This is a genomic window from Mesorhizobium sp. CC13 (assembly GCF_039907765.1).
GTDB lineage: Bacteria > Pseudomonadota > Alphaproteobacteria > Rhizobiales > Rhizobiaceae > Aminobacter.
On record NZ_JARDJI010000006.1, the window covers coordinates 78,878 to 92,116 of the forward strand.

Annotated in this window: 17 protein-coding genes; 12 read left to right on the forward strand and 5 right to left on the reverse strand. The window is 66.7% G+C overall.

Annotation, left to right across the window (positions count from 1 at the left end):
• Positions 1-206: 206 nt before the first annotated feature.
• Complete coding sequence (locus tag PV773_RS10965; RefSeq protein ID WP_347966373.1) at positions 207-854, forward strand: nicotinate-nucleotide adenylyltransferase; 648 nt, start codon at positions 207-209, stop codon at positions 852-854.
• Here PV773_RS10965 and PV773_RS10970 read toward each other — a convergent pair.
• Positions 844-1,674: an AraC family transcriptional regulator gene (locus tag PV773_RS10970; RefSeq protein WP_347966374.1), complete on the reverse strand. Its 831-nt coding sequence runs from the start codon at positions 1,672-1,674 to the stop codon at positions 844-846. The two genes, PV773_RS10965 and PV773_RS10970, sit on opposite strands and share 11 nt — an antisense overlap.
• Before the next feature lie 54 nt (positions 1,675-1,728).
• Between PV773_RS10970 and PV773_RS10975 the strand changes: the two genes are divergently transcribed.
• From PV773_RS10975 to rlmH, 4 genes are all read left to right on the forward strand, one after another.
• On the forward strand, positions 1,729-1,908 hold the full coding sequence (locus PV773_RS10975; protein ID WP_347966375.1) for a hypothetical protein: 180 nt from the start codon (positions 1,729-1,731) through the stop codon (positions 1,906-1,908).
• Positions 1,887-3,137 (forward strand): MFS transporter, encoded by a 1,251-nt coding sequence (locus PV773_RS10980; RefSeq protein ID WP_347966376.1) that lies wholly within the window; start codon positions 1,887-1,889, stop codon positions 3,135-3,137. The genes PV773_RS10975 and PV773_RS10980 overlap by 22 nt, the downstream gene beginning before the upstream one ends.
• A 177-nt stretch (positions 3,138-3,314) precedes the next feature.
• The gene (rsfS, locus tag PV773_RS10985) at positions 3,315-3,692 is read left to right on the forward strand and encodes a ribosome silencing factor (RefSeq protein WP_340038112.1); all 378 of its coding nucleotides are present in this window, start codon (positions 3,315-3,317) and stop codon (positions 3,690-3,692) included.
• A 17-nt stretch (positions 3,693-3,709) separates the two neighbouring features.
• Positions 3,710-4,192, forward strand: coding sequence for a 23S rRNA (pseudouridine(1915)-N(3))-methyltransferase RlmH (gene rlmH, locus PV773_RS10990; RefSeq protein ID WP_347966377.1), 483 nt, complete (start codon positions 3,710-3,712; stop codon positions 4,190-4,192).
• A gap of 137 nt (positions 4,193-4,329) precedes the next feature.
• Here rlmH and PV773_RS10995 read toward each other — a convergent pair whose 3' ends face one another.
• The gene (locus PV773_RS10995) at positions 4,330-4,500 is read right to left on the reverse strand and encodes a hypothetical protein (RefSeq protein ID WP_347966531.1); all 171 of its coding nucleotides are present in this window, start codon (positions 4,498-4,500) and stop codon (positions 4,330-4,332) included.
• Between PV773_RS10995 and PV773_RS11000 the strand changes: the two genes are divergently transcribed.
• From PV773_RS11000 to PV773_RS11030, 7 genes are all read left to right on the forward strand, one after another.
• The gene (locus PV773_RS11000) at positions 4,427-5,656 is read left to right on the forward strand and encodes a murein hydrolase activator EnvC (protein ID WP_347966524.1); all 1,230 of its coding nucleotides are present in this window, start codon (positions 4,427-4,429) and stop codon (positions 5,654-5,656) included. The two genes, PV773_RS10995 and PV773_RS11000, sit on opposite strands and share 74 nt — an antisense overlap.
• A 1-nt stretch (position 5,657) precedes the next feature.
• Complete coding sequence (locus tag PV773_RS11005; RefSeq protein WP_347966378.1) at positions 5,658-6,986, forward strand: S41 family peptidase; 1,329 nt, start codon at positions 5,658-5,660, stop codon at positions 6,984-6,986.
• Positions 6,987-7,092: 106 nt separating this feature from the next.
• A complete protein-coding gene (locus tag PV773_RS11010; RefSeq protein WP_347966379.1) occupies positions 7,093-8,250 on the forward strand; it encodes a divergent polysaccharide deacetylase family protein in 1,158 nt (385 codons plus the stop codon).
• Positions 8,251-8,256: 6 nt separating this feature from the next.
• Positions 8,257-8,775: an RNA pyrophosphohydrolase gene (locus PV773_RS11015; RefSeq protein WP_347966380.1), complete on the forward strand. Its 519-nt coding sequence runs from the start codon at positions 8,257-8,259 to the stop codon at positions 8,773-8,775.
• A gap of 349 nt (positions 8,776-9,124) precedes the next feature.
• Entirely contained in the window at positions 9,125-9,553 is a 429-nt protein-coding gene (gene rnk / locus PV773_RS11020) for a nucleoside diphosphate kinase regulator (protein ID WP_347966381.1), read from the forward strand.
• Between the two features lie 65 nt (positions 9,554-9,618).
• Positions 9,619-10,161: a nucleoside-diphosphate kinase gene (locus tag PV773_RS11025; protein ID WP_347966382.1), complete on the forward strand. Its 543-nt coding sequence runs from the start codon at positions 9,619-9,621 to the stop codon at positions 10,159-10,161.
• Positions 10,162-10,242: 81 nt separating this feature from the next.
• Positions 10,243-11,496, forward strand: a complete 1,254-nt coding sequence (locus PV773_RS11030) for a D-amino acid dehydrogenase (protein WP_347966383.1) — start codon at positions 10,243-10,245, stop codon at positions 11,494-11,496.
• Between the two features lie 3 nt (positions 11,497-11,499).
• On the opposite strand, the gene PV773_RS11035 is transcribed toward PV773_RS11030, so the two are convergent.
• The 3 genes from PV773_RS11035 to PV773_RS11045 all read right to left on the reverse strand — a co-directional run bounded on the left by PV773_RS11035 (position 11,500) and on the right by PV773_RS11045 (position 13,218).
• The gene (locus PV773_RS11035) at positions 11,500-11,901 is read right to left on the reverse strand and encodes a VOC family protein (RefSeq protein WP_347966384.1); all 402 of its coding nucleotides are present in this window, start codon (positions 11,899-11,901) and stop codon (positions 11,500-11,502) included.
• Between the two features lie 4 nt (positions 11,902-11,905).
• Positions 11,906-12,274, reverse strand: a complete 369-nt coding sequence (locus PV773_RS11040; protein ID WP_347966385.1) for a hypothetical protein — start codon at positions 12,272-12,274, stop codon at positions 11,906-11,908.
• Positions 12,275-12,336: 62 nt separating this feature from the next.
• On the reverse strand, positions 12,337-13,218 hold the full coding sequence (locus tag PV773_RS11045) for a LysR family transcriptional regulator (protein WP_347966386.1): 882 nt from the start codon (positions 13,216-13,218) through the stop codon (positions 12,337-12,339).
• Positions 13,219-13,239 lie beyond the last annotated feature (21 nt).

A 13,239-nucleotide genomic window follows, 5' to 3' on the forward strand; every position in this document is an offset into this window, starting at 1 on the left:
CCTCAAGGGGAGGGCAATCGCCTATGGATGTTTGGATAGGCTGTGGTGGCCGGATACCCCCACCCCTAGCCCGTCCCCACAAGGGGGAGGGGGACTTTACGGCACGCCCGTCCGGCGACAATCTTCGATGATCTTAGCCGACACGATGGCGAACAAATCCCCCTCCCCCTTGTGGCGAGGGGCTAGGGGTGGGGGTGCCTAGCGCTATGCTCTCCCCTTCCAGTCCGCCAGTTCCCCAGAAATACCTGCGCATGCCGCATGCGATGAAGGGCATGCAGGTCGGGCTGTTCGGCGGGTCGTTCAATCCGCCGCACGCGGGCCATGGTCTCGTCGCCGAGATCGCCATGCGGCGGCTGCAGCTCGACCAGCTGTGGTGGATGGTCACCCCCGGCAACCCGCTGAAGAGCACGCGGGAGCTCGCGCCGCTCGCCAGGCGCATCGAGTTGTCGGAGCAGGTGGCCAAGGATCCGCGCGTCAAGGTCACGGCCTTCGAGGCGAGCCATCACGTGCGCTACACCGCCGACACGCTGGCCCTGATCAAGGCGCGCAATCCGGGCGTCGATTTCGTCTGGATCATGGGTGCCGACAACCTGCGTGACTTCCACCACTGGCAGCGCTGGCGGCAGATCGTCATGACGTTTCCGATTGCGGTCATCGACCGGCCGGGGGCGACGCTGTCCTTCCTGTCGTCGGTCGTCGCCAAGACCTTCGACTATGCGCGCGTCGACGAGGGCGATGCACCACGCCTGGCGCGGATGAAGGCCCCTTCATGGACCTTCATCCACGGGCCGCGTTCGCTGCTGTCGTCGACGGCACTGAGGAACGGTTCGGCCAAGCAAAAGCCTAGCTCTTGAGCGGAATCCAGAGCTCGTAGCCGCCATTGCCGGTCACCGGGTCGAAACTCTCGGGATAGAGTTCGAAATTGGGGCCGTCGGCGGCCTGATGTCCCGATGTCGGCAGCCACTTGCTCCACACCGTGTTGGTGATGCGGCGGATCATCGAGATGTGTTCGGTGGTGGCGAATACGGCATAGCGTTGTGGCGGGATGCGCAGGCGGCTGAATTCCGGCGTCAGCTCCGAGAAATCGGACACCTCGACACCGGCTATGTACTCGAAGCTGTCGTCGTCGAAGTTGCAACAGATGCCATAGCCGGTCATGCCCTTCTGTCCCGGCACGTTACCGAAATGCGGTCCGAAGCGCTGCCAGAGCGAGGGGATGGTGTGGCTGGTCTCGCTGGTGTAGCGCTCGCCGAAGCCGGCGACGAGCAGCGCGTCGCGGTCGACGAAGCGCGGCTGGGCGAGATTGTCGACAAAGGATTCGTCCATCTTGATGGGCTCCATGATCAAAGGCTGGGGCACGGCGCCGTTCGCGCGTACCTCTTCGGGCGTGAGCCCGAAGCGGTCGCGGAAGGCCCGGGTGAACGCCTCATGCGAGCCGTAGCCGGCGTCGAGCGCGACCGCCAGGATGTCGGGCGCGCCATCGGCAAGCATGCCGGCCGCCCGCGTCAGGCGGCGGGCACGGACATAACCCATGACCGAGTGGCCGGTGGCGGCACCGAAGGCGCGGGACATGTGGAAGCGCGAGACCCCGCCTATGGCGGCGACCTCGTCGAGCCCGATGTCCCCGGCATAGTGGCTCTCGATGAACCAGATGGCTTTTTGAACGGGGGTCATTGGTGTTTCCGGCATGAGGACGCCCCTGATATGCCTGCTGGCGGGACGTCCCGTTTGATCGTGATTGCTGCTCAGCGCTTTTTTGCGCCGCTGTCGATGGAGAAAAACGCTATCCGCCCGCTTTTGATCCAGTCCGCTCTATTGGCCAAGCCAGGGCGGTCCATGTCGCAATTGCGGCTGCGCAAGGGCTACTGGCAGGCGAAACTCGCCGGATGGATCAGCAGGACGATGTGACAGCTGCGGACGAAGAGGGCGAGCGGACGCCGGCAATCGCGGTCGCCGGCGTGATCGCGGCGATGGCGCTGGTCGCCGTCGGCAACGGCCTGATGTTCGGCTACATCCCCGTCAGCCTCGGTGCGGCGGGCTACGCTCCGACCTGGGCCGGCTCCATTCTCACAGGCCTTTCCGCCGGCGGGCTCGCCGGCTGCCTGCTCACCGGCACGCTGGTGCGCCGGGTCGGCCATGCCCGCGCCTATCTGGTGTTCTCGGCCCTGATCGTGCTGTCCAACGCGGTGATCGGCGCCGGCACCTATCCGCTCGTCTGGATCGGCGCGCGGGCGCTCTACGGCTTCGCCATCTGCGGCATGTTCATCGTCGCCCAGAGCTGGCTCAACGATGCCGTGGGCAACGACATACGCGGGCGGGTCATGGCGATCTTCTACGTCGCCTATGTCGTCGGCCTGGGCGGCGGCTCGTTCCTTTTGCGTTTCGTCGACATTTCCAATGCCGAAGCACCGCTGCTCGGCATCGCCTTCAATGCGATCTCGATCCTGCCGGTCGGGCTAACGCGCCTGCGCCAGCCGCCGGCGCCGCGGGCTGCCTCCGTGGCCCTGGCCCGCGCCTGGCGCATCTCGCCCGTCGGTGTCGCCGGCATGCTGGCGGTGGGCGGCCTGTCGATGATGATCGCCGGCTTTGCCCCCATCCACGCGACGGCTATCGGGCTCGACCAGCAGGAGGTGGCGACGCTGTTGTTTGCCATGCCGCTGGGCACGTTGTTGTTCCAGATCCCCTTCGGCTGGATCTCCGACCGCACCGACCGTCGATTCGTGCTGGTGGCGGCCAGCCTGCTCGTGGTCGTCGCAGGCCTCGCGGCAAGCCGCTTCGACGGCAGTGCCCTGCCGATCATGGTCGCGATCTACATCGTCTGGAGCGGTGCGAGCGAGTCGATCTATTCGCTCGCCAATGCGCATGCCTCCGACCGCGCCAGCAAGGACGACCTGGTGGCGCTGTCGAGCAGCATGCTGTTTGCCTGGTCGCTGTCGGGTTTCGTGGTTCCCGGCATCGGCACGCTGCTGACGGCCGTCTACGGCACCCAGGCGTTCATGTATGTGGCGATCGTCATTGCCGCCGCCTACTCCGCCTTCGTGCTCTGGCGCCTGCGTACGAGCCGCGCAGTGCCGGCGGGCGAGACGGGCGCGTTTTCGCCCATGGCGGCGCAGGTGCCCCCGTCCATCGACCCTTAGCCGGCGTTGCGGGTGGGATCCGATGTCGCGTAATGAGGCCGCATGTCGGCCTCTGTCTTGAAACTGTCGCCCAACTCTGCCTATCTAAATGGTGTCGCCCTGAGTCCGGGGTGATTTGGTTGTTCTTGTCGGAAAGGAAAGACACTGAGAACAGCACTGCGGAAGAAGGCGGAAATCCTGCCTTCGCCGGCCGGGATAAGCGAGATTGACGCTGTCTCCCGTGCCCTCAAGACGGTCCTTGACAGTCTGGAAGACTCCAAGGCCGAAAACATCGTCTCCATCGACATTCAGGGCAAGTCCAGCCTGGGCGACTACATGGTCGTTGCCTCGGGCCGGTCGCACCGTCACGTCGCGGCGGTCTCCGACCACCTGCTCAAGGCGCTCAAGGATGCCGGCTTCGGCAATGCGCGCGTCGAGGGCTTGTCCGGCGCCGACTGGGTGCTCGTCGACACAGGCGATGTGATCGTCCACGTCTTCCGTCCCGAAATCCGTGAGTTCTACAACATCGAAAAGATGTGGCAGGCGCCGGATCTCGAGGAAGAAACGGTTCACTGAGCCGTCAAGCGTCGGGGATGAAGGTCTGGATACATGCCGTGGGCCGGATGAAGGCCGGCCCCGAGAAGGAACTCGCCGACCGCTATCTCGACCGCTTTGCCAAGAGCGGCGGGCCGCTTGGCCTCGATTTCGGGGGCGTGACCGAGATCGCCGAGAGCCGGGCGCGCGACGTCGACGAACGCCGCCGCGAGGAAGCCGACAGGCTGAGGTCGCAACTCGGCCCGGGCACGGTGCTGATTCTCCTCGACGAGCGCGGCAAGAACCTGTCGTCCCAGCAATTTTCCGACCGGATCGCCGCGCTCCGCGACAGCGGCCAGCGCGGGCTGATGATCGCCATCGGCGGCCCGGACGGCCATGACGAGGCGCTGCGCAACGATGCCCGGCTGCTGATCTCGTTTGGCGCCGCCACCTGGCCGCACCAGATGGTGCGGATCATGCTCGGCGAGCAGCTCTACCGCGCCTCGACCATCCTTTCGGGGCACCCCTACCACCGCGCATGACCGCTTGCGACAGCCCCCGAGCGCCCGCAAATTCGACAAAATGGCCGGCCAATCGTCGCCTCTCGCGGCAATGCCCGGCGTTATGGTTGATGGTTCGTTAACGATGGCGCCACTAAGGTCGCGAGCTTAAAACCGGATCATCTGATGGCGCGGAAATTTCCCCTGAAGGCGTGGCGCAGGCCATGCCGCGGCGTGCTCGCCGCGGCGCTGATCGGGCTCGCCTCGGGCGCCGCATTGGCGCAGGTCGGCCCGCCCTTGCCGGACCCCGACCGGACGCGGTCGGAACTCGAGGCGGTTGCCCGCGACATCCAGGTGTCTGCCGACCGGCGCGAGAAGCTGTCGGCCGAGATCGCCCAGATGAAGAAGGACTACGCTTCGATCACGGCAGCACTCATCCAATCGGCCAAAACCGAGCGCAAGCTCGCGCAGGACATCGAAGACATCGCCGGCAAGGTCGACGGCCTGAAGGAGCAGGAGTCGGGAATCCGCAATTCGCTCACCCTGCGCCGCGGGGTACTGGCCGAGGTGCTGGGCGCTCTGCAGCGCATGGGGCTCAACCCGCCGCCGGCGATCCTGGTCAAGCCGGAGGACGCACTGTCGTCGGTGCGCAGCGCGATCCTGCTCGGGGCAGTGGTACCGGAACTGCGCTCCGAGACCGAAATCCTGATGGCCGACCTGAAAGAGCTGACGCGCGTGGTCACCTCGATCGAGGCCGAGCGCGACCGCCTCAAGACGGCGATGACCGCGCAGGCGGGCGAGAAGGAGCGCCTCGACCTGCTCCTGGCCGCCAAGGAGCGGCTGCGGGGGGAATCCGAGACCGCGCTCGCCGAGGAGACGAAGAAGGCCGCCGAACTGGCCGCGCGGTCGGAAAGTCTCAAAGATTTGATCGCCGCCCTCGACAAGCAGGCGGCGAGGAAGGCGGCCACCGCCGAGGTCGAGCGCAAGGCTGCCGAGGCGGCCGCCGGAAAGGCCAAAGGGCCGGTCGTGCCTGAGGTGCCAGAGGCCAACCAACTCGTTGCTTCCGCTCCGTTTTCCGTGCTGCAGGGACAAATCGCGCTGCCGGTCACGGGACGCATCAAACGCCGGTTCGGGGCGGACGATGGCAGCGGCGGAACCATGTATGGGGACATGGTTGCGACACAATCGGGCGCCATCGTGACGGCTCCGGCGGATGGAAGTGTTCTTTATGCGGGGCCTTTCCGCTCCTATGGTCAACTCTTGATCCTCAATGCCGGCGACGGCTATCATGTCGTCCTGGCGGGGATGAGCAGAATCAGCGTCGCGCCGGGTCAGTCCGTTCTTGCAGGCGAACCGATCGGTGCGATGGGAGAGGCGAGGGTGGCGAGCACCTCTGCCTCGGGAAATGCGAATGCGACGCCGGAGCTGTACGTAGAGTTCCGCAAGGATGGAAAACCCGTCGATCCGGCCCCGTGGTGGGCGGACCGCACCTCTGGAAGGACGTGAAATGATGCGTAAACTGTCGCTTCTGCTTGCCGGAGCGCTGATGGGTGCCTCAGCGATGAGCCTCGTTTACGGCGCACCCGGTTCGACGGCGAACGCTGCAGGCTCCGAGACCTACCGCCAGCTCGCCATCTTCGGCGACATCTTCGAACGCGTGCGCGGCCAGTACGTGACCCCGCCGGACGAGAAGTCGCTGATCGAGAATGCCATCAACGGCATGCTGACCTCGCTCGACCCGCACTCGTCCTATCTCAACGCCGAAGCCGCCAAGGACATGCGCGTCCAGACCAAGGGCGAGTTTGGCGGCCTCGGCATCGAGGTGACCATGGAGAACGAGCTGGTCAAGGTCATCACCCCGATCGACGACACCCCTGCCGCCAAGGCCGGCGTGCTCGCGGGGGACTACATTTCCAAGATCGACGGCGTGGAAGTTCGCGGCATGACGCTGAACGACGCGGTCGAGAAGATGCGCGGCCTGGTCAACACCTCGATCAAGCTGACGATCCTGCGCGAGGGCGCCGACAAGCCGATCGAGCTGTCGATCAAGCGCGACATCATCAAGGTCAAGGCGGTCAAGTTCCGCGTCGAGAACGACGTCGGCTACATGAAGATCACCTCGTTCACCGAAAAGACCTATGACGACCTGCAGGATGCCATCAAGCAGATCGAGAAGCAGATCCCCGCGGACAAGCTGAAGGGCTTCGTGCTCGACCTGCGCCTCAACCCCGGTGGCCTGCTCGACCAGGCGGTGAGCGTGTCCGACACCTTCCTCGACCGTGGCGAGATCGTCTCGACCCGCGGCCGCGACCCGAAGGACATCACCCGGTTCGACGCGCGCAGCGGCGACGACATCGGCGGCAAGCCGCTGATCGTCCTGGTTAACGGTGGCTCGGCAAGCGCCTCCGAGATCGTCGCGGGTGCGCTGCAGGATCATCGCCGCGCGACCGTCGTAGGCACGCAGTCCTTCGGCAAGGGGTCGGTGCAGACCATCATTCCGCTGGCCGAGAACGGCGCGCTGCGCCTGACCACGGCGCTCTATTACACGCCGTCGGGCAAATCGATCCAGGGCAAGGGCATCACGCCGGACGTCAAGGTCGACCAGCCGCTGCCGGCGGAGTTGCAGGGACGCGACGTGACCCGCGGCGAGTCGGCACTCAAGGGCCACATCAAGGGCGCGGAAGAGAGCGACCAGGGTTCGGGTTCGGCAGCCTACGTGCCGCCGGAGCCCAAGGACGACATCCAGCTCAACTACGCGCTGGACCTGCTTCGCGGCATCAAGACCGATCCGTCCTTCCCGCCCAATCCCGAGAAGGCAGTGATGAACAACCAGTAGGGCCGGCGGCGAAAGGCTGGCCTGCTCGACCGGGCAATGCGATGCTGCCGGGACCGCAAGGTTCCGGCAGTTTGATTCGGGGCCGGCTTCGGCCGCAGGACACGGCGTGGTGCAGATCGACAAGGACATCGACCGTCCGCTCGGGCAGGGGCTGCGTCCGCCTTCCGGTACGCGGCGCGCGCCCGGGCTGCGCAAGAGAGCCGTGGCCGCCGGCCTGGGCGCCGCCGCGGTCGCCGCCGTGTCGGCCATGATAGCGCTGCGCGAGCAGCCGTTTCGCATTCCCGAGACCGCGGCCGTCGTCCAGCCTCAGCCAGCGCCTGTCGCCGCGAAACCTCAAGTGGAAACCAAGCTGCCGGCCGCCGTCCGCAGCGGCGGTCCGGCCATCATCAAGGTGAACCCGCCGGCCGGCGAAAGCGGCGTCGTCGTCATCCGCGATCCGTCTGCGGTCGGGCAGAACCTCAGGATCGCGCACCTCCCCGACCAGGCACTGGTCGAGGACAGCCCGACGGGGCCGCTGCCGGTCCGCGCCGCCGACGGCCGCCGGCCCTTCGACGTCTATGCGCGGGCCTGGTCGGGCGCGCGCGGCGCCAGGATCGCGATCGTCATCGGCGGCCTCGGCCTGTCCCAGACCGGAACGCAGGAGGCGATCGGCAAGCTGCCGCCCGAGATCACGCTTGGCTTCGCGCCGCAGGGCAACAGCCTCGGTCGCTGGATGCAGGCGGCGCGGCGCGAGGGCCACGAGATCGTCATGCAGGTGCCGCTCGAGCCTTTCGATTTTCCCAACGTCAATCCCGGCCGCAACACGCTCAAGGTTGATGCCAGCGCGGACGAAAACCTCGAGAACCTGCGCTGGGTCCTGTCGCGCACGACCAACTACACGGCGGTCATGAACTACATGGGCGCGCGCTACTCGACGAGCCCCGGGGCGATGGGCGTGATGATGGCGGAACTCGGCAAGCGCGGCATAGGCTATCTCGACGACGGCTCGTCGGCGCGCAGCCTGGCGCCCGAGACGGCGCTCAAGAACGGCGTGCCGTTCGCCGCGGGTGATGCGATCATCGACGCCGTGCAGGAGCGTGGCGCGATCCTGGACAGGCTCGACGAATTGGAGCGGACGGCGCGCGCCAAGGGGTTCGCCGTCGGCACCGGCAATGCCTTCGGAGTTACCGTCGACGCCGTGGCAGCGTGGGCCAGCGAAGTGCGCAAGCGCGGCATCGAGATCGTGCCGATCTCTGCCGTCGCCACCGACCCCGAACGAGGATAGCAAGACATGCCGAAGAACAAGGTCGATCCGCGGGACCTGCCCTACCGCCCCTGTGTCGGGATCATGGTGCTGAATGCCCGGGGGCTTGTCTGGGCCGGCCGGCGCATCGCCGAGCCCGACAGCGAACTGGCGAACACCGACCAGCTCTGGCAGATGCCCCAGGGCGGCATCGACAAGGGCGAGGAGCCCTATCCGGCGGCGATGCGCGAACTCTACGAGGAGACCGGCATGCGCAGCGTCTCGCTGCTCGCGGAAGCGCCCGACTGGATCAACTACGATCTGCCGGAACATCTGATCGGGATCGCGTTCAAGGGCAAGTACCGCGGCCAGACGCAGAAATGGTTCGCCTTCCGCTTCGAAGGCGACGAGAACGAGATCGCCATCGATCCGCCTCCCGGCGGCCATTCAGCCGAGTTCGACCGCTGGGCGTGGAAGCCGATGCGCGAGCTGCCGGAGCTGATCGTGCCGTTCAAGCGCAAGGTCTACGAGGAGGTGGTCTCCGCGTTCGGGCACCTCGTGCCATGACGGGCCGCTCGCGCGTCGTTCGCGTAACCGTTTGACGGACAATCGTTCTTCGACGTCTGGGCGGGCGACCAAGCGCCACCCTTGACAAGCGATGCCCGGTCGGCAACCCTTCGGCGATGTGCAATTTCGCTCACATCGGCAGCTTTGCCCTTTTCAGGGTTTGCCCCATCGCGGGATCCTAGCCCCGGCTCGGTCGCCATGCGACGTCCGGGCCTTAGGGGCATTTTCTCCAACGCATAGGATCAATTGCACCTGGCCGCGTCGCGGTCCGGTGTGAACACACATACATCCGCGTTGGCGGATGACCGGTCGCGCGCATTCCCGCAAGCTGCGCCGGCCGGACGAATACATGAGGTCTGCATTGCGCCAGAACATCAAGCAACGCCGCGAGCACAACATCGTGGTGAGCGAAAACGACTACGCCCGGCTGACCGGCCTTGCCGAATCGAGCCTGGACCGCCTGCCCGAGATCGCCGAAGAACTGTTGTCCGAAATGGACCGCGCCAAGGTGACGACGCTCAGCCGCATCCCGGCCACGGTCATCCGCATGGGCTCGAAGGTGACGTTCCGCAGCGGCGACGGCGAGGTCAAGACGGTGACGCTGGTCTATCCCGGCAAGGCCGACATCGCCGAGGGCAGGATTTCGATCCTCACCCCCGTCGGCGCGGCCCTCATCGGCCTGCGCGAAGGCCAGTCGGTCGCCTGGACGTCGCGCGACGGCCGCCGGCTCGAGTTCGAGATCGTCTCCGTCGAGGCGCCGCGCGACGACGCCAACTGAGAGGCTTCCCGATTTCCCGAACGTTGCAGGTGCAGAGCCGATGGCCGCGCCGGTGGAGACGTGTCATGACCCGATGTCAGCTGACGACCAAGGACTTTGCAATCGTCAAGACGATGCTCGACCGCCTGGCCTGGTCCGGCGGTCCGCTCGTCGACCTGTTGCGCCGCAAGCTCGCTTCGGCACAGGTGGTGTTTTCGAATGAAGCCGATCCCGACGTGGTGACGCTGAACAGCCGCGTGATCTTCACCGTCAACGGTGGCGCACGCCACACGCGGGTCGTCACGCAGGGCGCTACGGAGGGGATGGTCGGCCTGACCATGCCGATCACGGTGCCGCGCGGGCTGGCGCTGCTCGGGCTGCGCAAGGGACAGTCGATCGTCGTGGACTGCGGCCGCGGAACAGCCGAGACCATCCATGTCGCCGACATCCTCTACCAGCCAGAGGCGGCGCGGCCTGAGCCGGCCACGCCCGAGCCCGGTGCTGCGATGGCGGGGCGCCGTTTCCCGGTGCTGGTGTTCAGCGCCGACGAGCAGCAGCCACTTGGCGTGCGGCAAAAAATCCGGCACATCTCGGACAGTGGCGACGATCCCGGGCCTTCCGCAGCCTGAGGCCGCGCCGTCCGCGGCGTCGGGTCTGCGGGGTTCGGACATGCGCATGGAGACCGGTGCCATGCGCCTACTGGGGGCGCAATGAGGGTTGTGGTTATCGGCGGCGGCGTGATCGGGGTCACGACCGCCTACTACCTCGCCGAGGCCGGTCACGAGGTGGTCGTCTTCGACCGCCAGAAGGGCCCGGCCCAGGAGACCAGCTACGCCAATGCGGGCGAGATCTCGTCCGGTTACGCATCGCCGCTGGCCGCGCCCGGCGTGCCGCTCAAGGCGCTCAGGTGGCTGTTCACCAAGGACGGCCCGTTCGTCTTCCGCCCGAAATTCGATCCCAAATATTGGCTCTGGCTGGCCCGGATGCTGGGCAACTGCACCGCAGAGCGCTACGCGGCCAACAAGGCGCTGATGATGCCGCTGGCCGAATACAGCCGCGACATGCTGCGCGTGCTGCGCGAGGCGACCGGCATTTCCTACGACGAGGGCAGCCACGGTACGCTGCAGCTGTTTCGTGCCCAGGAACAGTTCGATCGCGCCGCCGCCGACGTTGCGATGCTCGACAGGTTCCAGGTGCCTTACGAAATTCTCGATGCCAATGGCTGCATTGCCGCCGAGCCGGGATTGGCCGGTGCGCGCGACAGGATCGCCGGCGGCCTGCGCCTGCCCGACGACGAGACCGGCGATTGCCGGCTGTTCACCGAACGGCTGGTGGATCTCGCGGCCAAGCGCGGCGTCACCTTCAGGTTCGACAGCCGGATTTTCCATTTCGACATGGAGGGCGGGAAGGTGGTGCGGGCTGTCGCCGCCGGCGGAATGGGCCATGCCGATGCCTTCGTGCTTGCGACCGGCAGCTACACCGAGCGCTTCATGCGCAAGCTGAAGCAGCGCGTGCCGATCTATCCGCTGAAGGGCTATTCGCTGACGGTTCCGGTCGCCGACGAAGGTGCCGCGCCTGCATCGACGGTGATCGACGAGGCCAACAAGATTGCGATCACCCGGCTCGGCCGCCGCATACGGGTCGGCGGACTGGCGGAAATGTCGGGTTTCGACCTGACCCTTCGCGAACAGGCCCGGGTGCAGCTGGAGCGGTCGCTGCGCGAACTGTTCGGGGTCGGCGACCTGCGCGAGGCGAGCTACTGGTGCGGGCTGAGGCCCATGACGCCCGACGGGCCGCCGGTCATCGGCAGGACGAAAATCCCCAATGTCTACGTCAATTCCGGCCACGGCATGCTGGGCTGGACCATGGCCTGCGGCTCGGCCAAGGTCCTGGCCGACCTGATCTCCGGCCGCGAGCCGGAGATCGACGCGAGCGGGCTGGGGCCGCAGCGCTACTGGTTCTGAGGATCAGGCCACCTTTCTCAGCGACCGCGGCGCTTCCGCCGACTGATACATCGAGATGGTGTGGCCGTCGGGATCGGCAATGTCGGCCGACCAGCCGCCCGGCGCGTGACTCACCGGGGTGACGATGGTCACGCCCTTGCCGGCGAGCGTCGACACGACGTCGTCGATGCCGCCGTCGGCGATATCGAAGACGATGATGGGTGAATTGCCGGGGCGCGATTCCATCCTGAAGAAGATCAGGTCGACGCCGTTGACGGTGCTGGCGATGAGCCAGTCGCCTCCAGTCTCCCCGTCGCCGTCCATGCGCTGCACGTCGAGGCCGATGACGTCGCGGTAGAAGGTTTCGGTCCGGTCGATGTCGGAGACGTAGTAGCAGATGTTGCCCAGCTTGCTCTTGCCGAACATGCGTTTACTCCATGGATTGGGTTGCACGCTCCCTTGGTTGCCGTGGCAACCGGTTTTGTGAGGTGCCGATCACGGCAAGATGCCCGTCGGGGTCGTGGCTCGCGAGCAGGGCACCTTGCTGCCGGGCCGCTTCGAGCAGAGAGCGCCTGATGCGGCCGAAGGCGAGGGCGCCTGCAAGCCCCGGCAGTTCCTCGATCGTGCCGCCGCCGAAGGTACGCCAGCGGCGCCTGATCTCGGCGATGCGCTGGCGGAGCGCGGTGTCGGCAAGCCGCTGCAGCCAGGCGATCTCCTGGCGGGTGTGGCCGGTCCGCGCCAGCAGGGCAGTGGTGCGGAGGGAAGCCGGCAGGCCGGCGATATAGGGGCGGGGCAGCAAGCAATCTCCTCACATCGGCGCGGCGCAAAGTTAGCGGATGTGTGCGATTGTCGGAAGAGGCGTCAGACGAACAGCGCCCGCTCGCGCTCCACCGCCTTGGTGATGAAGCCCGCCACGGTCTGGATGCGGCGCAGCGGCCGTACCGACTCGTGGTAGACCAGCCAGTAGGCGCGCCGGATGGGTGCAATCGCCGTCACCGGCACGACCTCCGGAACGGTGCGGGCGATGAAGGTGTGGAGGATACCGATGCCCGCCCCCGAGCGCACGGCCTCGACCTGGCCCAGCGCCGAAGAGATGGAAAAGGCCGATTCCCAGGTCGGGCTGAACTCCGCCGCATAGTCGAGCGAGGGGCTGACGACCAGGTCGGGCACGTAGCCGATCAGCCGGTGATCGGACAGGTCCGTCCGTCCTGCCGGCAGGCCGTTCTGCTCGGCATAGGCGCGCGAGGCGAACAAGCCGAGCGAATAGTCGACCAGCTTCACCGCCACGAGGCGCCCCTCGCTCGGGCGCTCGGTGGTGATGGCGATGTCGGCCTCGCGGCGCGACAGCGAGAATGTGCGGGGCACCGGCACGAGTTGGATCTTGAGGTCGGCGTGCTGGGTGGTCAGCGCCCCCAGCCGCTGCGCCAGGAAGGCGACGCCGAAGCCGTCGGGCGCGCCGATGCGCACCGTGCCGGCCACCTCGTCGCCCTCGCCGGCGATCTCGGCCCGGGCGGTCAGCATGTCGGCTTCCATGCGCTCGGCGATCTCGAGGAAACGCTCGCCCGCAGGCGTCAGCTCGCTGCCGGTGGTCAGGCGCCGGAAGAGCTTGGTCTTCAGCGCTTCCTCGAGGGCGGCGACCCGGCGCGAAACCGTGGCGTGGTTGAGCTCCAGTCGCCGCGCCGCGCCGAGGATCTGGCCGGTGCGCGCGACAGCGAGGAAGATGCGGACGTCGTCCCAGTTCATGCAGCCCCCGTCGACATGGAT